Raw genomic sequence first — 25,222 nt, 5'->3', positions numbered from 1 at the left:
GAACCTCGGACCGCCACAACGGCTTCCTGGCGTGGCGGAGATTGTCCCAACGGAGCACTTCCAGATGAGCCGCCAGAACTACCTTTTCACCTCCGAATCCGTTTCGGAGGGGCATCCCGACAAGGTCTGCGACCGGATTTCCGATGCCGTTCTCGACGCCTTCCTCGCAGAGGAGGCGAACGCCCGCGTCGCCTGCGAAACCTTCGCCACGACCGGCATGGTGGTGATCGGCGGCGAGGTGGGGCTTTCGGACCGCGAGCGCCTCAGGAACTACATGGGCCGTATCGGCGAGATCGCGCGCGACTGCATCCGCGACATCGGCTACGAGCAGGAGAAGTTCCACTGGAACACCTGCCATGTGCTGAACTTCCTGCACGAGCAGTCGGCCCATATCGCCCAGGGCGTCGACCGCGACGGGGCGGGAGACCAGGGCATCATGTTCGGCTACGCGACCGACGAGACGCCCGAACTGATGCCCGCGCCGATCCAGTATTCGCACGCGATCCTGCGCCGCCTGGCCGAGGTGCGGAAATCCGGCGCCGAGCCGACCCTGCGCCCCGACGCCAAGTCGCAGCTGACCGTGCGTTACGAGGGCGGCAAGCCGGTGGCGGTCGATTCGATCGTGCTGTCGACCCAGCACGAATGCGAGAGCCAGACCTCGGACGACATCCGCCAGATCGTGGAACCCTATATCCGCGAGGTGCTGCCCGAGGGCTGGATCCACGACAAGACCGAGTGGCATGTGAACCCCACGGGCACCTTCGTGATCGGCGGGCCGGACGGGGACGCGGGCCTGACCGGGCGCAAGATCATCGTCGATACCTATGGCGGCGCGGCGCCCCATGGCGGCGGCGCCTTCTCGGGCAAGGATCCGACCAAGGTGGACCGCTCGGCGGCCTATGCGGCGCGCTACCTGGCCAAGAACGTGGTCGCGGCGGGGCTGGCGAAGAAATGCTGCCTGCAACTGTCCTACGCGATCGGCGTGGCCAAGCCGCTCTCGATCTATATCGACACCTATGGCACCGGCGAGGTGCCCGACGAGGTGATCGAGCGGGCGGTGGCGCAGGTGATGGACCTGACCCCGCGTGGCATCCGCGAGCATCTGGTGCTGAACCGGCCGATCTATGCCCGCACCGCGGCCTATGGCCATTTCGGGCGCGCGCCCGAGGCCGATGGCGGGTTCAGTTGGGAGCGGGTCGATCTGGCGGCAGAACTGAAGGCCGCGGTCTGAGGGCCGCTATTCCAGGGATTGCGCCGGGCTTGCGCCCGTCGCCCGGGGGGGCGCGCGCCTTGCGGCGCGCGCCCCCTTCGCGTTCCGGCGGGGACGGCGCCCTTGACGCGCGGGGCCCCGCGGATTAGGGCGCGGCGCATGAGCGAGCCGCCTTCCGAAACTGATATGCCGCGCCGGGAATGGCGCAATTTCTATGGCCGCCGGCATGGCAAGACCCTGCGCGAGCGGCACCGGGACTATCTCGATTCCGATCTTTTCGCGCTGTCGCCCGGTCCGGTCGGCTGGGACGTCAACCCCGAGCGGCACCCGCTGGACCTGGCATCGCTGTTCGGCGGGCGCGAGGTCTGGCTGGAGATCGGCTTTGGCGGGGGCGAGCACATGGTTCACCAGGCCGGGCGGAACCCGGGGGTGGGCATCATCGGCTGCGAGCCCTTCATCAATGGCGTGGCGATGCTGCTGGGCAAGATCCGTGCGGCGGGGGTGGACAATGTCGCTGTCCATCCGGGCGATGTGCGCGACCTGTTCGACGTGCTGCCGGGGGCCAGCATCGCGCGCGCCTTCCTGCTTTATCCCGATCCATGGCCCAAGAAGCGTCACCATCGCCGCCGTTTCGTGACGCCGGATTTCCTGGAGCCGCTGGCGCGGGTGATGCGGCCGGGTGCGGAGTTGCGGGTGGCGACCGACATTCCCGATTACGTCCGCCAGACCCTGACCGAGGTGCCGAAGGCCGGGTTCGACTGGCTGGCCGAGGGGCCGGGTGACTGGCGCCAGCCCTGGGACGACTGGTTGTCCACGCGCTACGAGCAGAAGGCGCTGCGCGAGGGGCGGGTGCCGCATTACCTGACCTTCCGCCGCCGTTGAGGCGCTGCCCGCGGCGTTGCGCCGGGAGGCGGGCGTCGGAATTGGGTATTTTGACCAAGAAGAAGCACAGGCCGCGCGCGGGGCTTCTGGACGGGCCGCGCCGCTTTCGCTAATCCGGCCGGGCGCGATCCGCCACGAGGAGCCCCAGCATGTCCGCCCATGGCGACCCGATCCCGATGAGTGCCCGCCGGGCCGGCCCGCTGAGCGGTGTGGCCGAGGTGCCGGGTGACAAGTCGATCAGCCATCGTGCGCTGATCCTGGGCGCGCTGAGCGTCGGCGAGACCCGGATCACGGGGCTGCTGGAAGGGCAGGACGTGCTGGATACCGCGCGCGCGATGCGGGCCTTCGGGGCCGATGTGGCGCATCTGGGGCCGGGCGAATGGGTCGTGAACGGGGTCGGCGTGGGCGGCTTTGCCGAGCCTGCCGACGTGATCGATTGCGGCAATTCCGGCACCGGCGTGCGGCTGATCATGGGGGCGATGGCGACCTCGCCGGTCACGGCGACCTTCACGGGCGATGCCTCGTTGCGGGCGCGGCCGATGGGGCGGGTGACCGATCCGCTGGCGCTGTTCGGCGCGGCGGCTTACGGGCGCGCGGGCGGGCGGCTGCCGATGACGGTGGTGGGCGCGGCCGAGCCGGTGCCGGTGCGTTATGTCGTCCCGGTGCCCTCCGCGCAGGTGAAATCGGCGGTGCTGCTGGCGGGGCTGAACGCGCCGGGCGAGACGGTGGTGATCGAGCGGGAGGCGACGCGGGACCATACCGAGCGGATGCTGGCGGGCTTTGGAGCGGCGGTGCATGTCGAGCAGACGGGCGAGGGCCGGGTCATCGTGCTGACGGGCCAGCCGGAATTGCGGCCTCAGACGATTGCGGTTCCGCGCGATCCCAGTTCCGCGGCCTTCCCGGTCTGCGCGGCGCTGATCGTCGAGGGTTCGGACGTCCTCGTGCCTGGGATCGGGTTGAACCCGACACGGGCCGGGCTGTTCACGACGCTGATCGAGATGGGCGCCGATCTGAGCTACGAGAACCTGCGCGAGGAAGGCGGCGAGCCGGTCGCCGATCTGCGCGCGCGGTTCTCGCCCGACATGAAGGGGATCGAGGTCCCCGCAGAGCGGGCGCCCAGCATGATCGACGAATACCCTGTATTGGCGGTTGTCGCGGCCTTTGCCGAGGGGGTGACGCGTATGCCGGGGATCCGGGAATTGCGGGTCAAGGAAAGCGACCGGATCGCGGCGATGGCCGCCGGGTTGCGGGCCTGCGGGGCCACCGTCGAGGAGGGCGAGGACTGGATGGCGGTGACCGGCATGGGGCCGGGCGGGTTGCCGGGCGGCGCAACCTGCGCCACGCATCTGGATCACCGGATCGCGATGTCCTTCCTTTGCGCAGGCATGGCGGCGCAGCGCCCGGTCACGATCGACGATGTGGGGCCCATCGCCACCTCGTTTCCGGTATTCGAACCGCTTATGGAGGGGCTGGGGGCGGCCTTCACGCGGGCGGGGGCATGAGGTTCACGGTTGCCATCGACGGGCCGGCCGCCGCCGGCAAGGGCACGATCAGCCGGGCGGTCGCGGCGCATTTCGGCTTCGCCCATCTTGACACCGGGCTTTTGTATCGGGCGGTGGGCGCGCGGATGCTGGACGGGCTTGACCCGGTGGAGGCGGCGCGGACCCTGTCGGCCGGGGATCTGGGCCGGTCCGACCTGCGCCGCCCCGATGTGGCCCAGGCCGCCAGCCGGGTTGCCGCGATCCCCGAGGTGCGCGCCGCGCTGGTGGCGTTCCAGCGTGGCTTTGCCGGGCGCGAGGGCGGGGCGGTGCTGGACGGGCGTGACATCGGCACGGTGATCTGTCCCGATGCGGCGGTGAAGCTGTTCGTGACCGCGAGCGATCTGGTGCGGGCCGGACGGCGCCACCGGGAACTGGTCGAGACCGGGGTCGAGACCGGCTTCGACGAGGTGCTGGCCGAGATGCGCGAACGCGATGCACGGGACAGCGCCCGCGCCGAGGCGCCCTTGCGGCCCGCCGGGGATGCGGTGGTCATCGACACGACCGAACTGAGCATCGAGGCGGCGGTCGCCGCCGCCATCGCGCGTGTCGAGGCGCAGTTGGCGACGGTGCCGCGCGGCTAGCCCTCGGGATGCCATCCGTTATCCCGCCTGGCCATCGCCCTGGTCATCGGCCAGTCGGAACCGTTGCCTGCGCGCGCTCGGTTCCGCCGCAAGCTGGCGCCGGGTCCCGGTATCAGCCTTGGCCACGGTCACCATTCCCGCTTCCTGCTGCGTTGCGCGGTCGAGCCCCTCGATGGCGGTGGAAATCTCGCCAAGGCCCAGGGATTGTTCGCCTATGCCGGAGGCGATTGCGGATGGCGAGGATCGCCATGTCCTGCGCCTCCCGGGCCGCGTCGCCGGTCGGGACATGGATGCGCGCAAGCCGGGTCAGGTCGTCGCTGGACTGGCGCAGTTCGTCGGCGAGAAGGTAGGTAGTCTGGTGCTTGATCCAGGCGTCGCGGAATGCGGCATCGGCCTGCTGCATCCGATCGCTGCCGAGGATCATGCATCCCACTGCCAGGGCAGCCAGCGCCAGCATGAGACCCCAGGCGATGCGAATTCCTGCGGCTCCGAACATGGTGTGGCCATTCGTTGCGTCTTCGATCTGCCCGAAAGAAGGGGCAGAAAAACTCTCCGAAAACCCAAGCGGCGCAACCTTTCTCCGCCGCGTGCTTGTCAGCGAAAGGCGTTCGCGCTATAGGCCCCCATCCCGTGGAAGAGTCGCCCCGGCCCGGTTTTCGGGATCGGAGCGCCCTTTGGCGCGGGGCCATCAAAGACCGGCGGACCCAACCGCCAGGCCGGAAACAATCGCAAAGGACCACTTGAACCTAATGGCTACCAAAGCATCCATGGAGGATTTCGAAGCCCTCCTGAACGAAAGCTTCGAGATGGACACGCCTGCCGAGGGCAGCGTCGTCAAGGGCAAGGTCATCGCCATCGAGGCGGGCCAGGCCATCATCGATGTCGGCTACAAGATGGAAGGCCGCGTCGATCTCAAGGAATTCACCAATCCGGGCCAGGCCCCCGACATCGCCGTGGGCGACGAGGTCGAGGTCTATCTCGACCGGGTCGAGAACGCGCGTGGCGAGGCCTCGATCAGCCGTGACAAGGCCCGCCGCGAAGAGGCGTGGGACCGGCTCGAGAAGGCCTATGCCGAGGATGCCCGCGTCGACGGCGCGATCTTCGGCCGGGTCAAGGGCGGCTTCACGGTCGATCTGGGCGGTGCCGTGGCGTTCCTGCCGGGCAGCCAGGTCGATGTGCGCCCGGTGCGCGATGCCGGCCCGCTGATGGGGCTGAAGCAGCCGTTCCAGATCCTCAAGATGGACCGCCGCCGCGGCAATATCGTGGTCAGCCGCCGCGCCATCCTGGAAGAATCGCGTGCCGAGCAGCGCGCCGAGATCATCGGCAAGCTGACCGAGGGCGATTCCATCGACGGCGTGGTCAAGAACATCACTGAATACGGCGCCTTCGTCGATCTGGGCGGTGTGGACGGCCTGCTGCACGTCACCGACATGGCCTGGCGCCGGGTCAACCACCCCTCCGAGATCCTGTCGATCGGCGAGACCGTGAAGGTCCAGGTCATCAAGATCAACAAGGAAACCCACCGCATCAGCCTGGGCATGAAGCAGCTTCAGGACGACCCGTGGGATTCGGTCGAGGCCAAGTTCCCGCTGGATTCCGTCCACAAGGGCCGCGTGACCAACATCACCGATTATGGCGCCTTCGTGGAGCTGGAACCGGGTGTCGAGGGTCTGGTCCACGTATCGGAAATGTCCTGGACCAAGAAGAACGTCCATCCCGGCAAGATCGTCTCGACCAGCCAGGAAGTCGACGTCATGGTGCTGGAGATCGACACCGCCAAGCGCCGCGTGTCGCTGGGTCTCAAGCAGTGCATGCGCAACCCGTGGGAAGTCTTTGCCGAGACCCATCCGGTCGGCACCGAGGTCGAGGGCGAGGTCAAGAACATCACCGAATTCGGTCTGTTCATCGGCCTGGACAACGACATCGACGGCATGGTGCACCTCTCCGATCTCAGCTGGGACCAGCGCGGCGAAGAGGCGATCCAGGACTACCGCAAGGGCGACATGGTCAAGGCCGTCGTCACCGAGGTCGATATCGAGAAGGAGCGCATCTCGCTCTCGGTCAAGGCGCTGGATGGCGACCCGTTCGCCGAGGCCGTTGGCGGCGTCAAGCGCGGCTCGATCATCACCGTGACCGTGACCATGATCGAGGAAGGCGGGGTCGAGGTGGAATACGAGGGCATGAAGTCCTTCATCCGCCGCTCGGACTTGTCGCGTGACCGGTCGGAACAGCGCCCCGAGCGGTTCCAGGTCGGCGACAAGGTCGATGTCCGCGTCACCAATATCGACGCCAAGTCGCGCCGTCTGGGCCTGTCGATCAAGGCCCGCGAGATCGCCGAGGAGAAAGAGGCCGTCGAACAGTATGGCAGCTCGGACTCGGGTGCCTCGCTGGGCGATATCCTCGGTGCCGCGCTCAAGGGCGAAGGCAAGTAGGACAACCCGGCCCTGCCGGACATGGCGCGGCCCCGCATGCAGGTGCGGGGCCGTTTTCCGTTCCCCGAATCACGAATTCGCGAGCCCCGGCGCGCGATGTCCCCGCCGGGGCGCCGGCCCGCCCGTCCGATGGCAAACCGCCGGCCGCGCCCCCCTCCGACGCGGCTTTCCGCCGCTTCTCCCCCGGTTTTCAAAGGCTTTCTGTTTCTCTGGGGGGCAAAACATGCCTATAGTCCGCAAGCCCCGGCCGCGCAGGCCAGAAGGGCGAAAAACGGGGACGACATAGCGATGATCCGATCTGAATTGATCCAGAAGATTGCCGACGAGAACCCGCATCTCTACCAGCGCGACGTCGAACGAATTGTTAACACCGTTTTCGAAGAAATCATCGCGGCCATGGCACGCGGCGACCGGGTGGAATTGCGCGGTTTCGGCGCGTTCTCGGTCAAGAAGCGCGACGCGCGCACCGGGCGCAACCCGCGCACCGGCGAGTCGGTGGACGTGTCCGAGAAATACGTGCCTTTCTTCAAGACCGGGAAGCTGCTACGCGATCGCCTGAACGGGAAGTAATTCGGGTCTGACCATGCGCGCCATTCGCTATCTCTTTCTGCTGCTGCTCGCGATCTGCCTTGTGGTGGTCGCCATGGCGAACCGTCAGGATGTGACGCTGAACCTGCTGCCTGACGAACTGGCCAGTTTTTCGGGAATCGCCTGGTCGATCGAACTGCCGCTTTATGTCGTCGGGTTCGGCGGGATCCTGGTCGGCGCGCTGCTCGGCTTCTTCTGGGAGTGGCTGCGCGAGAGCAAGTACCGCGCGCAGGCCAGCCGTCAGCGCCGCGAGGCGGCCAAGCTCAAGCGCGAACTCGACAAGGTCAAGGCCGACAAGCACAGGACCGAAGGCCGCGACGAGATCCTCGCGCTGCTTGAGACGGACGGCAAGACCGGCTAGACGACGCCATGGCGTCCGATGTCAGGGTCAAGATCTGTGGTGTGACGCAGCCAGCGGCCGTGACGGCCGCCGTTGCCGCGCGTGCGTCCTATCTTGGCTTCGTCTTCTTCGCGAAATCGCCCCGCAATCTCGGGACGGAGGCCGCCCGCGCCCTGGCCTGCGAGGTGCCGCCCGGGATCGCCAAGGTGGCGCTGACGGTCGATGCCGAGGACGCAACGCTGGCGGCGATCCTCGACCGGGTGCCGATCGACATGCTGCAACTGCACGGCCATGAAAGCCCCGACCGCGTGGCCGAGATCCGCGCGCGATTCGGCCTGCCGGTGATGAAGGCGGTGGGCGTGGCAGACGAGGGCGATCTGCCCGGTCTCACCGAATACGCCCGGGTGGCTGACCAGCTTCTGGTGGATGCCAAGCCGCCCAGGGACGCCGCGCTGCCCGGCGGCAACGGGCTGTCCTTCGACTGGCGGCTGATCGCGAACCGGCGCTGGCCGGTGCCCTGGATGCTGGCGGGCGGACTGACGCCCGACAATGTGGCCGAGGCGATCCGGCTGACCGGGGCGCGGCAGGTGGATGTGTCCTCCGGCGTGGAATCCGCGCCGGGGGTCAAGGATGCGGCGCTGATCGCGCGGTTCATCGCGGCCGCGCGCGGGGAGGAGACGCAATGAAGGGGCTTGCCGGACTGATCGCGGTGCTGGCGCTTGGCGCGCTGGTCATGGCCTTCACCAAGCCGACAGAGGCTGATTTCGAGGCCGCGCTCGAAGCCCGGCTTCTGGCGCGGATCGACGCTGCCGATCCCGAGGCGGCGGCCGATCCGGTCGAGGCGATCCTGCTGGCCACCTGCAAGCTGGGCCGGACGCAATGCGCGCAACTGATCCGCTCGCTGATCGCGCTGGACTACGAGGACAAGGTGCTGTTCTCGCGCGCCGAGGTCCGGCTGGGTGACACCGATAGCGCCACCTGTATCGGGGCCTTCACCCGCATCTTCTGCACCGAGCGGTGACGGCCCGGCCCCCGCGCGACCGGCAAGGGGCTGGCTTTACCGCGTCGGGGACACGCGATAGACAGGGCTCGACCGAGGAGGAGCGCGCGAGATGGCCGACGATCTGATCAATTCCTTCATGACCGGCCCGGACGAACGGGGCCGGTTCGGCATCTTCGGCGGGCGCTTCGTGTCTGAGACGCTGATGCCGCTGATCCTCGAGCTTCAGGCGCAATACGAGCACGCCAAGACCGACCAGAGCTTCTGGGACGAGATGGAGTTCCTGTGGAAGCATTATGTCGGCCGGCCCAGCCCGCTTTATTTCGCGGAACGGCTGACCGACCGGCTGGGCGGCGCCAAGGTCTACATGAAGCGCGACGAGCTGAACCATACCGGCGCGCACAAGATCAACAACGTGCTGGGCCAGATCATTCTTGCCCGCCGCATGGGCAAGACGCGCATCATCGCGGAAACCGGCGCGGGCCAGCATGGCGTCGCCACCGCGACGGTTTGCGCCAAGTTCGGGCTGAAATGCGTGGTCTACATGGGCGCGACCGATGTGCAGCGCCAGGCGCCCAACGTCTTCCGCATGCGCCTTCTGGGCGCGGAAGTGGTTCCCGTCACCTCCGGCCGGGGCACGCTGAAGGACGCGATGAACGACGCGCTGCGCGACTGGGTGACCAATGTGCGCGACACCTTCTACTGCATCGGCACCGTGGCGGGCCCGCATCCCTATCCGGCCATGGTGCGCGATTTCCAGGCGATCATCGGCAAGGAAGCCCGGGCCCAGATGCTTGAGGCCGAGGGCCGGTTGCCCGATACGCTGGTCGCCGCGATTGGCGGGGGCTCGAACGCGATGGGGCTGTTCTATCCCTTCCTCGACGATCCCGATGTGCGGATCATCGGGGTCGAGGCGGGCGGGCATGGCGTGGATGACCGGATGGAGCATTGCGCCAGCCTGACCGGCGGGCGGCCGGGCGTGCTGCATGGCAACCGCACCTATCTGTTGCAGGACGAGGACGGCCAGATCCTCGAAGGCCATTCGATCTCCGCCGGGCTCGACTATCCCGGCATCGGGCCTGAACATTCCTGGCTGCACGAGACGGGCCGCGCCGAATATGTCGCGATCACCGATGCCGAGGCGCTGACGGCCTTCCAGCTGTGCTGCGAGACCGAAGGCATCATCCCCGCGCTGGAACCCAGCCACGCGCTGGCCCATGTCGCCAGGATCGCCCCGGACCTGCCCGCCGATCACATCATCTGCATGAACATGTGCGGCCGCGGCGACAAGGACATCTTTACCGTCGCCCGCCATCTGGGCTTCGACATGGGCGGGCACTGAAGGCGCGGGATCAGGGCAGGGCGTGGCGTTCCAGGACGTCCAGCGGCACGATCTCCAGCGCCGCCTCATGCGTGGCCGCCAGATCGACCCGCGGCGCGCAGCCCTCGTCATGGGCCTGAAGAAAACGGCCCGCGCACAGGCACCAGCGGTCGCCCGGTTTCAGCCCCGGAAACCCCCATTCCGGGCGCGGGGTCGACAGGTCGTTGCCGACATATTTCGAATAGGCCAGGAATTCGGCGGTCATCACCGCGCAGACGGTGTGGCTGCCGCGGTCCTCGGGGCCGGTGTCGCAGCAGCCGTTGCGATAGAACCCGGTCAGCGGCGTCGATGAACAGGGGGCCAGCGGCTCGCCCAGAACGTTGACCGAAGCGGCCCTTTGGTTCGCCATCGTCCTTCTCCTATCTGAAGCGGTCCACCAGTTTCTGCAACGCCGAGCGGCCGTCTTCGGGCGCGGGCTCTGCGGCCCTGATCGGCGCGGGCTGTTGTTCGGCCTCGCGCCCTGCATTGCGCGGCGGGGCGGTGCGCAGCGCGACGGCGTTCAGGAACCGCGCGCCGTCGCCCTCGGCCAGCACCACCGCGCCTTCGGAAATCCCGCGCATCAGGTCATCCAGCCAGTCCTGGTCGGCCTTGGCGAAATCGCTGAGAACATAGGCCGAAACCCGGTCCTTGTGGCCCGGATGCCCGATGCCCAGCCGGACCCTCTCGAAATCCGGCCCGATATGGGCCTGGATCGAGCGCAGCCCGTTATGCCCCGCATGCCCGCCGCCCTGCTTGAGCCGGCATTTGCCGGGCGCAAGGTCCAGTTCGTCATGGAACACGGTCAGATCGGCCGGGGTCAGCTTGTAGAACTGCACCGCCGCCTGCACCGAATCGCCCGAGCGGTTCATGTAGGTCTCGGGCTTCAGCAGCACGACCTTTTCGTTCCCCAGCCGCCCCTCGGCCATCTGGCCCAGGAACTTGGCCCGCCAGGGAGCGAACCCGTGATCGGCGGCGATCCGGTCCACGGCCATGAAGCCGATATTGTGCCGGTTGCCTGCATATTTCGCGCCCGGATTGCCGAGCCCCACGAACAGGCGCATGCGCGCTCTCCCTGCTTGAACCTTTGCCCTTGATGCCGTGAACTGGCCGCGGATTCCAGAGCGGCAAGACCGGGAGGCACGCGCAATGTATCTGACGATGAACCGTTTCAAGGTGAAACCGGGCAGGGAAGAGGCGTTCGAGACGGTCTGGAAGAGCCGTGACAGCCATCTGAAATCCGTGCCGGGCTTCGTCGCCTTCCATCTGCTGAAGGGCCCCGCAAAGGACGGCTATCGCCTTTACGCCTCGCATACCTTCTGGGACAGCGAGGCCGCGTTTTCCGCCTGGACGAAATCCGAGGCTTTCCGCGCCGCGCACAAGGGGGCCAAGGGGCCGTCCGATCTGTATGTCGAGCCGCCAGAGTTGGAGCTGTTCGAGTCGGTGCAGCATCTGGCCTGACGTCCTCCGCGCCTTTTCTGCGCATTTCGGCGGCAAACGCCTTTAAGTCGGGCAGTTGAGCCGTTGCCGCGTTGCGCGCGTGCGCCGGGACAAGGAATTGGAAACCCCGCCGCCCCTAGTCTCGTGGAAAAGCGAGGCGACGCGCATGTGGCATTTCCTTTTCCGGTGGTTCGAGGCTTTGCGGCGGGGCAGGGACGGGCTTTCGCCCCGCGCTCTTGCGCGGCCCTGATGCTGGGCACGCCCGCGATGGCAGGCGACGCCCCCTTCGACCCCGAAGCGACGCTGGCCGACTTTGCGCCCCTGGCTACCCCGGCGGATGACCCCGACCTTTCCGATACCGCACGGCTCAAGGCCGGGATTCTCTGTGTCGCCTGGGCGCGGGACATGATCGCCCAGCATTGGCGCGTGCTCGACAGGCTGGACGGGCCGGGCACCTGGTCGCGGGCGCGTCAGCAATTGTGGTTGCAGGCCGGTTGGGTCGAGGAGTTCGAGTCCCGGCAGTTGCGCCCGGTGATCGACGCGGCCAGCCAGAGCGACCTTCTGGATACCTGGTGGCCCGATGGCGTGCGCACGGAGGCGGGCAGCGAGTCCGCGCTGCGGATGCACCGGTTCTGCACCGGCCTGCCGGGCCTGCTGGGCACGATCACGCCCGACACGCCGCACGGGTTCTAGGCGCGCGGACGGCCGAAACGAAAACGGGGCCCCGCAGGGCCCCGCTCCGATCCATGACGGGGGAAGGCGTCAGCCTTCCTCGCCCTCGCCCTCCTCGGCTTCGCCATCGGCCGAGCGCAGGCCCGACGGTGCCGAGATGTTCGCGATCACGAAATCGCGGTCGGTGATCGTGGGGCGCGTGCCCTCGGGCAGGGCCACGTCCGAAATGTGGACGATATCGCCCACGTTCAGACCCGACAGGTCCATAACCAGCTTCTCGGGGATCTCGCCCGCGGTGACCATCAGTTCCACCTCGGGACGCACCACGGTCAGCACGCCGCCGCGTTTCAGGCCCGGGGATTTCTCGTGGCCCACGAACTCGACCGGGATGAACAGGTTGATCCGCGAGGTGCGGCGCAGACGCATCAGGTCGACATGGATCGGCAGATCCTTGACCACGTCGCGCTGAACGCCGCGGCAGATCACCCGCACATCCTCATGCCCCTCGACCTTCAGGTTGAACAGCGTGGACAGGAAGCGGCCAGCCTTCAGGCGCTTCAGCAACTCGTTGTATTTCAGGTTGATCGGCAGGGGCTCTGCGCCGCCGCCATAGACGATGCCCGGAACGAAATGCTCACGACGAGCTTGACGAGCGGCCCCCTTGCCTGTCCCCGTCCGTTCCGTGGCGAAGAGATCCGGAATCTCACCAGCCATTGGTCATTCTCCTAGGTTCTGGGCATCCTCCAAGGGTGTATGCCCGGTTGAAGCCGTGCCCATAGCCGAGACCGCGCCGATTGGGAAGGGCAAAACCGGGCGCTCAGGCCCATCTGCCCTCGAAATCCTCGGGCACCAGCAGGATGTCGCGGTCCAGCGCCGCGACCGACTTGCGCCCGCACAGCGCCATGGTGGTGTCCAGCTCCTTGTGGATCACCTCCAGCGCGCGGGTGACGCCCGCCTCGCCCATCGCGCCCAGCCCGTAGACGAAGGCGCGGCCGATATAGGTGCCCTTCGCCCCCAGCGCCAGCGCCTTGAGCACGTCCTGGCCCGAGCGGATGCCGCCGTCGAAATGCACCTCGACCTGATCGCCGACCGCGCGCACGATCCCGGGCAGCGCGCGGATCGAGGACAGCGCCCCGTCCAGCTGCCGCCCGCCATGGTTCGACACGACGATCGCATCGGCGCCGACATCGGCGGCCCTGCGCGCGTCCTCCTCGTCGAGGATGCCCTTCAGGATCAGCTTGCCACCCCATTGCTCCTTGAGCCGGCGCACCTTGTCCCAGTCGAGCGAGGGGTCGAACTGCTCGGCCGTCCAGTCGGTCAGCGACGAGGCATCGCTCACGCCCTTGGCATGGCCCACGATATTGCCGAAGAACCGCCGCTTGGTGCCCAGCATCTCCAGCCCCCAGCCCCATTTGGTGGCAAGGTTCGCCATCGTCCGCAGCGTCGGCTTGGGCGGGGCGGACAGCCCGTTTTTCAGGTCCTTGTGTCGCTGGCCTAGGATTTGCAGATCCAGCGTCAGCACCAGCGCCGAACAGCGCGCATCTTTCGCCCGTTGCAGGATGCGCGCCACGAAATCCTCGTCGCGCATGACGTAAAGCTGGAACCAGAAGGGTTTTGTCGTGTGCGCTGCCACATCCTCGATGGAACAGATCGACATCGTCGACAGCGTGAAGGGCACGCCGAATTTCTCGGCCGCGCGCGCCGCCTTGATCTCGCCATCGGCCGATTGCATCCCCGTCAGCCCGACCGGGGCCAGCGCCACGGGCATCGCCACGTCCTGCCCGATCATGGTCGAGGCGGTCGAGCGCCCCTCCATGTCCACCGCGACGCGCTGGCGCAGCCGGATCCCGGCAAAGTCCGACACGTTGTCGCGGAATGTCTGCTCGGTCCAGCTTCCGGATTCGCAGTAATCGTAGAACATCCGCGGCGCGCGGCGGGCATAGATGCGGCGCAGGTCCTCGATGGTGGTGATGACGGGCATCGCGCGTCTCCCTGAGATTGGTCAAGGCGATTTACCAATCGGACCGGCGGCCCGCAACGCTCTTGGCGCTTGCGGGCGCGGCATGCTTCGGCCTAGCTGGGTCCATGAGCGATGTGCTGATCGCCTTTCTGGCCGCGCTGGCCGCAGGTCTGATGACCGGGGTGGGGGCCTTGCCGGTCCTGTTCGGTCGCACCGTCTCGCGCCGGGCCAACGACACGATGCTGGGCTTTGCCGCGGGCGTCATGCTGTCGGCCTCGTTCTTCTCGCTGATCCTGCCGGGGATCGAGGCGGCGGAGACGCTTTATGGCAGCGTCCCCATCGCGGCGCTGATCGCGGGGGGCGGCATCGCGCTGGGTGCGCTGGCCGTGGCGGCCCTGAACGAATTGGTGCCGCATGAACATTTCTTCGCCGGCCGCGAGGGCGCCGAGGCCGCGGCGCTGGCCCGGATCTGGCTGTTCGTCTTCGCCATCACGATCCACAACATCCCCGAAGGCATGGCCGTGGGCGTGGCCTTCGGCGCGGGCGATCTGGCCAAAGGAATGCCGCTGGCAATCGGCATCGGGTTGCAGAACGCGCCCGAGGGGCTGGCGGTCGCGCTGGCGCTGCGCGCCCATGGCTACCGGCGCGGAACGGCTTTCCTGATCGCGCTGGCCACGGGCCTCGTGGAACCGCTGGGCGGTGCTGTCGGCGCCGCGGCGGTCGCGGTCTCGGCCCATCTGCTGCCCTGGGGGCTGGCCTTCGCGGCGGGGGCGATGATCTACATCATCAGCCACGAGATCATCCCCGAAACCCATCGCCATGGCCGCCAGAACCGGGCGACCCTTGGGCTGACGATCGGGCTGATCCTGATGATGGTGCTGGACGTGACGCTGGGCTGATCCCTGCACCCCAAGGGCGTGCCCGAGGCGTGCCAGACCCGTTTCACGATTATTCACGATTCTGGCCAAATTCCTACCCAAAGACCTGCCTAGCCTCGTTCTTGGTGTGCGAGGTATACAATGGTCAGGAAACTCATCCCCATTCTGGTGGGGTTACTCATGCTGTCGACTCCGGTCATGGCTCAGAAGGCGGGCGTTGGCGCCTGGGAAAACCCGAGCTACACGATGATCCGCTGGATCGAGGATGCGCCGGGGCTTGGCTGGTATTACAACTGGCGGACCGACCAGATCTGGTCGCGCCAGAAGCAGCGGCGCGATGTGGACTTCGTGCCGATGATCCACGGGGCCAAGGACGTGAACAAGCCGATCAAGTCGGATCGGCGGGTCACCACGCTTCTGGGCTTCAACGAGCCTGACGGCTATGGCGGCGATCACCAGGCGGGAATGACGGTGGCCGAGGCCATCGCGCTCTGGCCCAGGCTGCAGGCGCGCGGGCTGAGGCTTGGCAGCCCGGCGACCACGCGCGACCAGACGCTGGGGCCGAATTCCTGGCAGCGCCGCTTCATGTCCGAAATCGAGCGGCGCGGGATGCGGGTAGATTTCATGGCGGTCCACTATTACACGACCGATGGCGATGTCGAGGCGTTCCGCCGCTGGCTGATCCAGGTGCATCGCGAATATCGCCGGCCGATCTGGGTGACCGAATTCGCCTATATCGACTGGAACCGCCCGCGCGCCGCCAGCTACGAGCGCAACGCCGCCTTTGCCCAGGAAGCGATGCGGATGATGGAGGGGCTGCCCTTCGTCGAACGCTATGCCTGGTTCGCGGCCAATCCCTATCCCTGGGGCGGCAGCGCGCCGAAGATCAACCTGGTCGACGACCGGCTCAGACCCACCCCGGTCGGCCGGGCCTATGAAAGCGCGATGGCCGCCTTCGCCAGCATCGAGGTCGCCAGCGCCGACTGAGCGCACTGACCGCGCCCCGCAAAGGGCGCGGTCATCCCAGCGGGCCGGTCCGGTAAAGCCGGATCTTCAGCCCGCCATGGGGAATGGGCGGCCCGTTCGGGCCGAAGGGCAGGCCGGTCGCGCGGGCAAGTTGCGGCTCGCTGGTCACGATCCCGACCCGCCAGCCCGCGAACCGCGTCCTCAGAACCTCGCCCAGCGTTCCGTAAAGCGGATAAAGCGCCTTGGCATTGCCGATCCGCCCGCCATAGGGCGGGTTCACCATGACCAGCCCGGCCGGGCCCTCGGGCGGGGTCAGCGCGGCGATGGGCTGACAGGTGAAACAGGTCAGCGCGGCAATACCCGCCCGGTCCGCATTGGCCCGGCTGGCCGCGATGGCGCCCTGATCGCGGTCGAACCCGTGGAACCGCAGATCGGGCGGGGCAGGGGCGGGCGCCGTGCGCATCGCCTCCCAGGCGGCCGGATCGAAGCCCGCGAACGCCTCGAAGGCAAAGCCGCGGCTGCGGCCCGGCGCCAGCCCCGCCGCGATCTCGGCCGCCTCGATCACGAAGGTGCCCGAGCCGCACATCGGATCGACCACCGGCTCGCCGCCATTGTATCCGCATTGGCGCAGGAACAGCGCGGCCAGCGTCTCGCGCAGCGGCGCCTTGCCCACCTCCTGCTTGTGGCCGCGCCGGTGCAACGGCTCGCCCGAACTGTCCAGGCTGATCGTGCAAAGATCGTCTTCGATCCGCACCAGCACGCGGATCGCGGTGTCACCCTCGGCCGCAACCGGCGCGCCCAGCGTCTCGGCGATGGCCCGCTCGACCCGCTGCGCCGCCGCCCCCGCATGATAGATCCGCGAGGCCCGGCAGGTGGCTTCCACCCGAACCGGTCGATCGGGGTGCAGCATCTCGGCCCAGGGCACCCGCCGCGCGCGCTTGTCGAGCTGGGCCAGATGCAGCGCGCGGAAGGCCGCGATCCGCACCAGCACCCGCCCCGCGCCGCGCAGCCACAGATTGGCCCGCCAGATCTCGGGCCAGCCGCCGCGCGATGACACGCCGCCCGGGCCGGGGACGACATCGCGAAAGCCCAGCGCGCGCGCCTCCTCGGCCAGCACATGCTCAAGCCCCGGCGGGGCAACCAGAAAGATGTCCAGATCGGCTTGGGGTTCCATGCCGCCTGCTTACCCTGCCTTCGCGACCGCCGCGACCGCGATTTCGGCTTTTCCCACGCCTGTTGCCGGGGCTGGCCGGGTTTCCGCCGCGCGCTGGCGGGTGCCTCAATTCCCGGCATCCCCCGACACGGTGCGTCCCGACGCCGGGCCGAGACATCGAAGCGGTTTACAGCCCCCGCAAAACCGTCTTTGCTGCCGCTCGACCCTTCCCGCGCGAGACATCATGGCCATCACCGCAAGCATCCGTCACCTGACGCATTACCGCTATGACCGGCTCGTCAGCCTGGGCCCGCAGGTGATCCGCCTGCGGCCTGCGCCGCACAGCCGGACGCGGGTGATCTCGCACAGCCTGAAGGTCAGCCCCGAAGGCCATTTCGTGAACCACCAGCAGGACCCCTACGGCAACTGGCTGTCGCGCTTCGTGTTTCCCGAACCGGTGCGGGAACTCAGGATCGAGGTGGACCTTGTGGCCGACATGACGGTCTACAACCCCTTCGACTTCTTCGTGGACGAAGCCGCCGAGACCTGGCCCTTCGACTATCCCGTCGATCTGGTGGATGACCTGTCGATCTACCGGGTGCCCGAACGCGCCGGCCCGCTCTTGTCCGTATTCCTTGTCACCATCCCGCGCGAACCCGTGCGGACGGTCGATTTCGTGGTGGACCTGAACGCGCGGCTGCAACGCGAGATCGCCTACGTGATCCGGATGGAGCCGGGCGTGCAGACCCCCGAGGACACGCTGCGCGTGAAATCGGGCTCGTGCCGGGACAGCTCGTGGCTGATGGTGCAGGTGCTGCGGCATCTGGGTCTCGCCGCGCGCTTCGTCTCGGGCTATCTCATTCAGCTCAAGCCTGACCTCGTGGCGCTGGACGGCCCGCCCGGCACCGATCACGACTTCACCGACCTGCATGCGTGGTGCGAAGTCTACCTGCCCGGCGCGGGCTGGATCGGGCTGGACCCGACCAGCGGGCTTCTGACCGGCGAAAGCCACGTGCCGCTGGCCGCGACGCCGCATTACCGCAACGCCGCGCCGATCACCGGCATGGCGTCCTATGCCGAGGTCGATTTCACCTTCCACATGGAGGTGCACCGCACCGCCGAACATCCCCGCATCACCAAGCCCTTCTCGGACGAGGCATGGGACGCGCTCGACGCGCTGGGCCATCAGGTCGATGCCGCGATCCGCGCAGGCGACATGCGGCTGACGATGGGGGGCGAGCCCACCTTCGTCTCGATCGACGATTTCGAATCGGAGGAATGGAACATTGCCGCCGTAGGCCCGATGAAGCGCGGGCTGGCCGACCAGTTGATCCGGCGGCTGCGGGACCGGTTCGCGCCCGGCGGCTTCCTGCATTACGGGCAGGGCAAGTGGTATCCGGGCGAGACGCTGCCGCGCTGGACCTTCTCGCTCTACTGGCGCCGCGATGGCAAGCCGATCTGGAAGAACCCGGACCTGATCGCCGAGGAAACGGCGCAGACCGGGGCGGGGCCCGAGGAGTCCGACAGGCTTCTGAAGGGCATCGCCGAACGGTTGGGGCTCGAACCCGAAATGGTGCTGCCCGCCTACGAGGATCCGGCGGAATGGATCATCAAGGAAGGCAGCCTGCCCGAGAACGTGACGCCCGAGAACTCGAAACTGAAGGACCCCGAGGAACGCGCCCGCATCGCCCGCGTCTTTGCCCGCGGCCTGACGAATCCCGCGGGCCATATCCTGCCGATCCAGCGCTGGCAGGCGCAGGCGACCGGGCGGCGCTGGCGGTCGGAACGCTGGACGATGCGGCGGGGCAAACTGTTTCTCGTGCCGGGCGACAGCCCGGTGGGATACCGGCTGCCGCTGGGCAGCCTGCCCCATGTGCCGCCGGCGCAGTTTCCCTATACCTATGTCACCGATCCCACCATCGACCGCGGCCCGCTGCGCGATTTCGACGAAGCCGACCGCGCCGCCGCGGCGCGTGTGGCCGCGGCCAGCCCCGGCCACGCCCAGCCCGTGGCGCGCTTCACCGAGGGCGGCGCGGTGCAGGACGTGCGCGAACAGGAACTTGGCACCGGCACCGTGCGCACCGCGCTGTCGGTCGAACCGCGCGACGGGCGGCTTTGCGTGTTCATGCCCCCCGTGGAGGATGCCGAGGATTACCTCGACCTCGTCGCCGCGGCCGAGGCGACCGCCGCCGAGATGGGCCTGCCGGTGCATATCGAGGGCTACGCGCCGCCGCACGACCCGCGCCTGAACGTCATCCGCGTGGCCCCCGACCCCGGCGTGCTGGAGGTCAACGTCCACCCCGCCACCGATTGGGACGACTGCAAGGCGATCACGCTGGGCGTCTACGAAGAGGCGCGGCTGACGCGGCTGGGCGCCGACAAGTTCATGGTCGACGGCAAGCATTGCGGCACGGGGGGCGGCAACCACGTTGTCGTGGGCGGCGCCACGCCCAACGACTCCCCCTTCCTGCGCCGGCCGGACCTGTTGCGCTCGCTGATCCTCTACTGGCAGCGGCACCCCAGCCTGTCCTATCTGTTCTCGGGGCTGTTCATCGGCCCCACCAGCCAGGCGCCGCGGATCGACGAGGCCTGCCATGACAGCCTGTACGAGCTGGAAATCGCGCTGAGCCAGTTCCCCGATCCGGGCGAAGGCCCCGCACCCGCGCCGTGGCTGGTGGACCGGCTTCTGCGCAACATCCTGATCGACGTCACCGGCAACACCCACCGGACCGAGCTTTGCATCGACAAGCTCTATTCCCCCGACGGGCCGACCGGGCGTCTGGGCCTGCTGGAATTCCGCGGCTTCGAGATGCCGCCCGATGCGCGGATGAGCCTTGCGCAACAGGTGCTGATCCGCGCCATCCTCGCCCGGCTCTGGCTGAACCCCCTCAAGGGCAAGCCGGTGCGCTGGGGCACGGAACTGCATGACCGTTTCATGCTGCCGCATTTCGTCTGGGCCGATTTTCTGGGCGTCCTGCGTGACCTCACCGATCACGGCTTCGCCTTCCGGTCCGAATGGTACGAGGCGCAGCAGGAATTCCGCTTCCCGTTCTGCGGCGAGGTCGAATACGAAGGCGTGCATCTGGAACTGCGGCAGGCGCTGGAGCCTTGGCATGTGCTGGGCGAACGCGGCGCCATCGGCGGCACGGTGCGTTACACCGACAGTTCGGTGGAACGGATGCAGGTGAAGCTGTCCACCTCGAACCCGGGCCGCTACATCGTCGCCTGCAACCGCCGCGCGGTGCCCTTGCACCAGACCGGGACCAGCGGCACCGCCATCGGCGGCGTGCGGTTCAAGGCGTGGCAGCCCGCCGAGGCGCTGCACCCGGTGCTGCCGGTCAACGCGCCGCTGACCTTCGACATCTTCGACACCTGGTCGGGCCGGGCGCTGGGCGGGTGTACCTATCACGTCGCGCACCCGGGCGGGCGCAGCTACGACACCTTCCCCGTCAACGCCAACGAGGCCGAGGCGCGGCGGCTGGCGCGGTTCGAGAAGATGGGCCACACGCCCGGCAGCTACTGGCCCGCGCCCGAAAACCCCCACCCGGAATTCCCCATGACGCTTGACCTGCGCCGGGGGCCGGGTCTGTGACATGAACGCGACCGATCACGCCCCGGACGACCTGGCCGCCGCGCTCTTGCAGGGCTATCAGCCGCCCTCCGGCGTGGCCGACGAGCTGTTGCAGCCCGATGGCCGCGTGCGGCCGGTCTGGCAGCCGCTGATCGACCTGCTGGCCGGGCAGACGCCGGACGAGCTTGCCCAGCGCTTTGCCCGGGGCGATCAGCACCTGCACGATACCGGCGTCTACTACCGCCAGCACAGCTCGGGCGGCTCGACGCTGCGCGACTGGCCGCTCAGCCACATCCCCGTGATGATCGCCGCCGAGGAATGGCAGCGGCTCTCCGAGGGGCTGATCCAGCGTGCGGACCTTCTGGAACATGTGATGGCCGATCTCTACGGGCCGGGCGATCTGGTGGCGGACGGGCTGCTGCCCGCCGAACTGGTCGCGCGCAATCCCGAATGGCTGCGTCCCATCGTGGGCATGCGGCCCCGCTCGGGCCATTTCCTGCATTTCCTGGCCTTCGAGGTCGGCCGCTCGCCGGACGGATCCTGGCTGGTGCTGGGCGACCGGACGCAGGCGCCCTCGGGCTCGGGTTTCGCGCTGGAAAACCGGATGGCCACGACCCGGGTATTTCCCGACCTCTTTCCCAACGCCAATGTCCGCCGTCTGGCCGGGTTCTTCCGGGCGTTTCGCGACGCGATGAACGGGCTGCGCGGCGAAAGCGCCAGCCGGGTGGCGATCCTGACGCCGGGCCAGCATACCGATACCTATTTCGAGCATGCCTATATCGCGCGCTATCTGGGCTTCCTGCTGCTGGAATGCGAGGATCTCAAGGCCGAACAGGGCAGGCTGACGGTGCGCACCATCGACGGCCCGCAGCCGGTCAGCGTGCTGTGGCGGCGGCTCGATTCGCGCTTTGCCGATCCGCTGGAACTGGACGAAAGCTCGGCGCTGGGCACGCCGGGCATGGTCGCCGCACTGCGCGCGCAGGAACTGACCATGCTGAACTGCCTCGGCTCCGGTGTGCTCGAGGCCCGCGCGATGATGGCCTTCCTGCCGCGGATCTGCGAACGGCTGACCGGCCAGCCGCTGAAGATCCCCAATATCGCGACCTGGTGGTGCGGACAGACGGCAGAGCGGGGATTCGTCTACGACAACCTGCAACGCATGATGATCGGGCGGGCGCTGTCGACCGATCTGCCCTTCGAGGTCGATGCCCTGACCGCACTGGGCGGCGATTTCCGCGGCTCTGCGCAAAAGCCCATCGGCGACTGGCTCGAGACGGATGGCGCCAACCTGGTCGGGCAGGAGGCGGTGACGCTGTCCACCACGCCCGCGATGATCGGCACCGACCTGGTGCCGCGGCCGGCGCTGATCCGGGTCTTCCTGGCGCGAACCCCCGAGGGCTGGACCGTGATGCCGGGCGGCTATGCCAGGATCGGGCGCACCGAGGATCCGACGGCGCTGTCGATGAAGAATGGCGGCTCGGTCGCCGATGTCTGGGTGGTCAGCGACGCCCCCGTGATTGCCGAAAGCCTTTCCTTGCGGCAGGACGGCCCCTTCGTGCGCCGCCTGCCGGGCGTGCTGCCAAGCCGCGCGGCGGACAATCTCTACTGGCTGGGCCGCTATGTCGAACGGGCCGAGGCGCGGGTGCGCGAGCTGCGCGCCTATCACCTGCGGCTCGAGGAGGTCGGCCATCGCGAGATGCCGCTGATCGACCATCTGGAACGCTATCTCGAGGGCTTCGGCGTCGATCCGGACGAGCCGGTGCCCATGGCCGTGCTGGAACTCTTCGACGCCGCGCAGGGCTGCGCGGGCAAGGTGCGCGACCGGTTCTCGACCGATGGCTGGCACGCGCTGACCGATCTGGCCTTTACCGCGCGCGGCATGTTCAACCGGGTGCGCCCGGGCGACGAGGCCGCGCGGCGGATGACCGAGCTGTTGCGCAAGCTCGCGGGTTTTGCCGGGCTCGTGCATGACAACATGTTCCGCTTTGCCGGCTGGCGCTTCCTGACCATGGGGCGCGCGCTGGAACGGGCCGACCAGATGCTGTCGGCGCTGGCCGCCCTCACCGATCCGGCGGCGCCGCCGGGCAGTCTGGATGTCGCCATCGAGGTTGGCGACAGCGTGATGACCCATCGCCGCCGCTATCCCATGGCCAGCGGCTGCAACACCGTCATCGACCTTCTGGCGCTGGACGCGGACAACCCGCGCTCCGTGCTGTTCCAGCTCGACGTCCTGCGCGAGCAGGAGGCGATGCTGACCCGCACCCGCGAAGGCGGCGCGATGAGCGATCTCGCCCGGCGAATCCTGCTGGTGCATACCGACCTGTCGGTGGCCGCCCCCGACGCCATGACGCCCGCCCGGCTGCTGGAGACCCGCGGGGCGATCCGGGACATCTCTGTCGCGCTGACCGCGCGCTACCTGAGTTGAGCGCCATGGCGACCGACTACGACATCAGGCTGGAAATCACCTACAGCTACGAGGCCCCCGCCGGGTCCAGCCGCACGCTTCTGCGGATGCTGCCGCTCAGCAACGCGGTGCAGCAACTGATCTCGGGCCGCGTCTCGACCGATCCCGATCCCGATTTCCGCCGGGACGGGGCCGATTTCTTCGGCAATGCCACCTCCGAGATTGCCCATGACCGTCCCCTGACCGAGATCGCATTCCGCTTTGCCGGCCGCGTGCGGCGGTCGGGCGGCATGCCCGGGCTCGACCTGTCGACCGACCTGGGCAGGCTGGGCGAGGAGATCGCGGCGATCCGGGGCATCGGCCCGCAGGTGCCGCATCATTTTCTCGGCGCGTCCGAACGTATCCGCCACGAGCCCAGGATCGCGGCCTTCGCCGGGGCGCTGGTCGCGCCGGACATGTCGGCGCTGGCCGCGACCCGCGCCATCGCGCACGAACTGCATGAAAGGTTCGAGTTCGACCCCGAGGCCACCGAGGTCACGACCCCGCCCATCGCCGCCTTCGAGGCACGCCGCGGCGTCTGCCAGGACATCAGCCATGTCACGATCGCCGCGCTGCGGGCGGTCGGCATTCCGGCGGGCTATGTCAGCGGCTTCCTGCGCACAAGGCCCCCGCCGGGCCAGCCCCGGCTGGAAGGCGCGGACGCGATGCATGCCTGGGTGCGTGCCTGGTGCGGCGCCGAGACCGGCTGGATCGAGATCGACCCGACCAACGACCTGCTGGTGGGCACCGATCATGTCGCCGTCGCCATCGGACGCGATTACGCCGATGTCGCGCCGGTCCGCGGCTCGCTCAGGTCCGAAGGCACCCACACGACCTCGCACAAGGTCGACGTGATCCCCTGCGCGGGGCGGTCCGGCTGAGCCTTCCGGCACCGGCTCCGGCCTTGCGCCGGTGACGCGCGGTTGCCGCGTCAGCGGCCAAATCAGGCCGGATTTTCATGGGAAATAAACCTCCGGAAGACATGACGGCGCCGGACGCTGTCGCAAGGATCAGGAATGCTGCACAAACATCTCTCGCTGAAGGCCCTGCTGGCGCTGGGCACCGGTTTCCTGTTTCTCGCGCTCTGCATCGCCCAGTCGGCGGTTCTGCTGCACCAATCCGCGCAGGCGATGCATGAAGCGGCGCTCGGCCGCCAGGCGGCCTCGCTGCGAATCGTCATCGACCAGTTCCGGTCCGGCTTCGACGGGCTCGAGGTTTCGACCGCCGCGGACGGCACCGTGCAACGGGTCACCTGGGATCGGGTTCCCGTGCTTGAGGATCACGCGGCCATCGACCGCGCCGGTGCGATCTCGGGCGAGACCGCGACGCTCTTCGCCTGGGACGCGGCCCGGCAAGATTTCGTGCGCGTCACCACCAACATCCGCAAGGACGATGGCACCCGCGCGGTCGGCACGGTGCTGGGGCGCGACAATCCCGTCCATGCCGCGATGCTGAAGGGACAGGCCTTTTCCGGCGCGGCGACGATCCTGGGCAAGCCCTACCTCACCCTCTACCAGCCCATCGTCTCCTCCGCGGGCGAGGTTCTGGGGGTCTTCTATGTCGGCATCGACCGCAGCCGGATCGACAGCGCGATTGCCGCGCAACGACGTGCCGGCCTGATCGCGTCGACGCTGCTGATCACGCTGGGCATGGGGCTGCTGCTGGGGCTGCTGACCGTCCTGTTCCGGCCGCTTCCCGCCCTTGGCCAGGCATTCGAACGCATGGCGGGCGGCGATCTGGACACCGGGGTGCCCCATGCCGACCGCCGGGACGAGATCGGCGCGATCGCCCGCAGCGCGGATGAGTTTCGGGAGAAACTCGCCGCGGCCCGCCTTCTCGACGCAGAGGCACGGCAACGCCAGCAGGAGGGCGCCGAGGTGGTGCAGATCCTGCGCGGCGGGCTGGAGCGTCTTGCCGCAGGCGATCTGACCCATCCGATCGAGACGCCCTTCCCCGCCGATTACGAAGGGCTGCGGGCCGATTTCAACGCCACGATCGACCGGCTGAACGACCTGATCGGATCGATGATCGACAATTCCGCCGAGATCCGCACCCGCGCAGGCGAAATCCGGTCGGCCTCCGAGGATCTGTCGCACCGGACCGAGAACCAGGCGGCGACGCTGGAGGAGACGGCGGCGGCGCTGGACGAGCTGACCTCGAGCGTGCGCTCGGCGGCCGACAGCGCGGCCGAGGTCGAGGGCGTTGTGC

The 25,222-nt window shown here is 68.2% G+C and carries 24 protein-coding genes and 1 riboswitch; of the genes, 18 read left to right on the top strand and 6 right to left on the bottom strand.

Going from position 1 to position 25,222, the window contains the following annotated elements:
* Positions 1–7: 7 nt before the first annotated feature.
* Positions 8–57: riboswitch (SAM-SAH riboswitch) on the top strand.
* A 7-nt stretch (positions 58–64) separates the two neighbouring features.
* From metK to NHN26_RS07280, 4 genes are all read left to right on the top strand, one after another.
* The gene (metK, locus tag NHN26_RS07295) at positions 65–1,231 is read left to right on the top strand and encodes a methionine adenosyltransferase (protein WP_132696448.1); all 1,167 of its coding nucleotides are present in this window, start codon (positions 65–67) and stop codon (positions 1,229–1,231) included.
* A gap of 138 nt (positions 1,232–1,369) precedes the next feature.
* Positions 1,370–2,092, top strand: coding sequence for a tRNA (guanine(46)-N(7))-methyltransferase TrmB (trmB, locus tag NHN26_RS07290; RefSeq protein WP_253088841.1), 723 nt, complete (start codon positions 1,370–1,372; stop codon positions 2,090–2,092).
* A gap of 149 nt (positions 2,093–2,241) precedes the next feature.
* Complete coding sequence (gene aroA / locus NHN26_RS07285) at positions 2,242–3,594, top strand: 3-phosphoshikimate 1-carboxyvinyltransferase (protein WP_253088840.1); 1,353 nt, start codon at positions 2,242–2,244, stop codon at positions 3,592–3,594.
* Entirely contained in the window at positions 3,591–4,214 is a 624-nt protein-coding gene (locus tag NHN26_RS07280) for a (d)CMP kinase (protein WP_253088839.1), read from the top strand. Before aroA ends, NHN26_RS07280 begins: the two co-directional genes overlap by 4 nt.
* Before the next feature lie 112 nt (positions 4,215–4,326).
* Here NHN26_RS07280 and NHN26_RS07275 read toward each other — a convergent pair whose 3' ends face one another.
* Positions 4,327–4,710 carry a hypothetical protein gene (locus tag NHN26_RS07275; protein WP_253088838.1) on the bottom strand — a complete coding sequence of 128 codons (384 nt, stop codon included), beginning with the start codon at positions 4,708–4,710 and terminating at the stop codon, positions 4,327–4,329.
* A 253-nt stretch (positions 4,711–4,963) separates the two neighbouring features.
* Here NHN26_RS07275 and rpsA point away from each other — a divergent pair, with 253 nt between their 5' ends.
* From rpsA to trpB, 6 genes are all read left to right on the top strand, one after another.
* Positions 4,964–6,646, top strand: a complete 1,683-nt coding sequence (gene rpsA / locus NHN26_RS07270; RefSeq protein WP_253088837.1) for a 30S ribosomal protein S1 — start codon at positions 4,964–4,966, stop codon at positions 6,644–6,646.
* Between the two features lie 288 nt (positions 6,647–6,934).
* Positions 6,935–7,216: an integration host factor subunit beta gene (gene ihfB, locus NHN26_RS07265; protein ID WP_253088961.1), complete on the top strand. Its 282-nt coding sequence runs from the start codon at positions 6,935–6,937 to the stop codon at positions 7,214–7,216.
* A gap of 13 nt (positions 7,217–7,229) precedes the next feature.
* A complete protein-coding gene (locus NHN26_RS07260) occupies positions 7,230–7,595 on the top strand; it encodes a lipopolysaccharide assembly protein LapA domain-containing protein (RefSeq protein WP_253088836.1) in 366 nt (121 codons plus the stop codon).
* A gap of 8 nt (positions 7,596–7,603) precedes the next feature.
* A complete protein-coding gene (locus tag NHN26_RS07255) occupies positions 7,604–8,260 on the top strand; it encodes a phosphoribosylanthranilate isomerase (RefSeq protein ID WP_253088835.1) in 657 nt (218 codons plus the stop codon).
* Entirely contained in the window at positions 8,257–8,595 is a 339-nt protein-coding gene (locus tag NHN26_RS07250; RefSeq protein WP_253088834.1) for a DUF4359 domain-containing protein, read from the top strand. The genes NHN26_RS07255 and NHN26_RS07250 overlap by 4 nt, the downstream gene beginning before the upstream one ends.
* Positions 8,596–8,686: 91 nt before the next feature.
* Positions 8,687–9,916: a tryptophan synthase subunit beta gene (trpB, locus tag NHN26_RS07245; RefSeq protein WP_253088833.1), complete on the top strand. Its 1,230-nt coding sequence runs from the start codon at positions 8,687–8,689 to the stop codon at positions 9,914–9,916.
* 10 nt (positions 9,917–9,926) lie between these two features.
* Here the strand turns inward: trpB and NHN26_RS07240 are convergent, their stop codons facing one another.
* Both NHN26_RS07240 and pth read right to left on the bottom strand, forming a co-directional pair.
* Positions 9,927–10,304 (bottom strand): DUF2237 family protein, encoded by a 378-nt coding sequence (locus tag NHN26_RS07240; protein ID WP_253088832.1) that lies wholly within the window; start codon positions 10,302–10,304, stop codon positions 9,927–9,929.
* A gap of 10 nt (positions 10,305–10,314) precedes the next feature.
* Entirely contained in the window at positions 10,315–10,995 is a 681-nt protein-coding gene (pth, locus tag NHN26_RS07235) for an aminoacyl-tRNA hydrolase (RefSeq protein ID WP_253088831.1), read from the bottom strand.
* Positions 10,996–11,080: 85 nt separating this feature from the next.
* Between pth and hmuQ the strand changes: the two genes are divergently transcribed.
* Positions 11,081–11,392, top strand: coding sequence for a heme-degrading protein HmuQ (gene hmuQ / locus NHN26_RS07230; protein WP_253088830.1), 312 nt, complete (start codon positions 11,081–11,083; stop codon positions 11,390–11,392).
* A gap of 228 nt (positions 11,393–11,620) precedes the next feature.
* Complete coding sequence (locus NHN26_RS07225) at positions 11,621–12,064, top strand: hypothetical protein (RefSeq protein WP_253088829.1); 444 nt, start codon at positions 11,621–11,623, stop codon at positions 12,062–12,064.
* 69 nt (positions 12,065–12,133) lie between these two features.
* Here NHN26_RS07225 and NHN26_RS07220 read toward each other — a convergent pair whose 3' ends face one another.
* Complete coding sequence (locus NHN26_RS07220) at positions 12,134–12,757, bottom strand: 50S ribosomal protein L25/general stress protein Ctc (RefSeq protein WP_253088828.1); 624 nt, start codon at positions 12,755–12,757, stop codon at positions 12,134–12,136.
* Between the two features lie 103 nt (positions 12,758–12,860).
* A complete protein-coding gene (locus tag NHN26_RS07215) occupies positions 12,861–14,024 on the bottom strand; it encodes an alpha-hydroxy acid oxidase (protein WP_253088827.1) in 1,164 nt (387 codons plus the stop codon).
* A 104-nt stretch (positions 14,025–14,128) separates the two neighbouring features.
* Between NHN26_RS07215 and NHN26_RS07210 the strand changes: the two genes are divergently transcribed.
* The gene (locus tag NHN26_RS07210; protein WP_253088826.1) at positions 14,129–14,902 is read left to right on the top strand and encodes a ZIP family metal transporter; all 774 of its coding nucleotides are present in this window, start codon (positions 14,129–14,131) and stop codon (positions 14,900–14,902) included.
* 177 nt (positions 14,903–15,079) lie between these two features.
* Positions 15,080–15,868, top strand: a complete 789-nt coding sequence (locus NHN26_RS07205) for a glycosyl hydrolase (RefSeq protein WP_253088825.1) — start codon at positions 15,080–15,082, stop codon at positions 15,866–15,868.
* A 31-nt stretch (positions 15,869–15,899) separates the two neighbouring features.
* Here the strand turns inward: NHN26_RS07205 and NHN26_RS07200 are convergent, their stop codons facing one another.
* Entirely contained in the window at positions 15,900–17,021 is a 1,122-nt protein-coding gene (locus tag NHN26_RS07200; protein WP_253088824.1) for a THUMP domain-containing class I SAM-dependent RNA methyltransferase, read from the bottom strand.
* A gap of 223 nt (positions 17,022–17,244) precedes the next feature.
* Between NHN26_RS07200 and NHN26_RS07195 the strand changes: the two genes are divergently transcribed.
* The 4 genes from NHN26_RS07195 to NHN26_RS07180 form a co-directional block, all read left to right on the top strand.
* Positions 17,245–20,592, top strand: coding sequence for a transglutaminase family protein (locus NHN26_RS07195; RefSeq protein ID WP_253088823.1), 3,348 nt, complete (start codon positions 17,245–17,247; stop codon positions 20,590–20,592).
* 1 nt (position 20,593) lies between these two features.
* Positions 20,594–22,996, top strand: a complete 2,403-nt coding sequence (locus NHN26_RS07190; RefSeq protein WP_253088822.1) for a circularly permuted type 2 ATP-grasp protein — start codon at positions 20,594–20,596, stop codon at positions 22,994–22,996.
* Positions 22,997–23,001: 5 nt separating this feature from the next.
* Positions 23,002–23,895, top strand: coding sequence for a transglutaminase family protein (locus NHN26_RS07185; protein ID WP_253088821.1), 894 nt, complete (start codon positions 23,002–23,004; stop codon positions 23,893–23,895).
* A gap of 135 nt (positions 23,896–24,030) precedes the next feature.
* The coding region (locus NHN26_RS07180; protein WP_253088820.1) for a methyl-accepting chemotaxis protein at positions 24,031–25,222 on the top strand (1,192 nt) is incomplete at its 3' end.

The organism is Rhodovulum tesquicola, from assembly GCF_024128855.1.
GTDB lineage: Bacteria > Pseudomonadota > Alphaproteobacteria > Rhodobacterales > Rhodobacteraceae > Rhodovulum > Rhodovulum tesquicola.
This window is presented reverse-complemented; position numbering and strand designations above follow the sequence as displayed.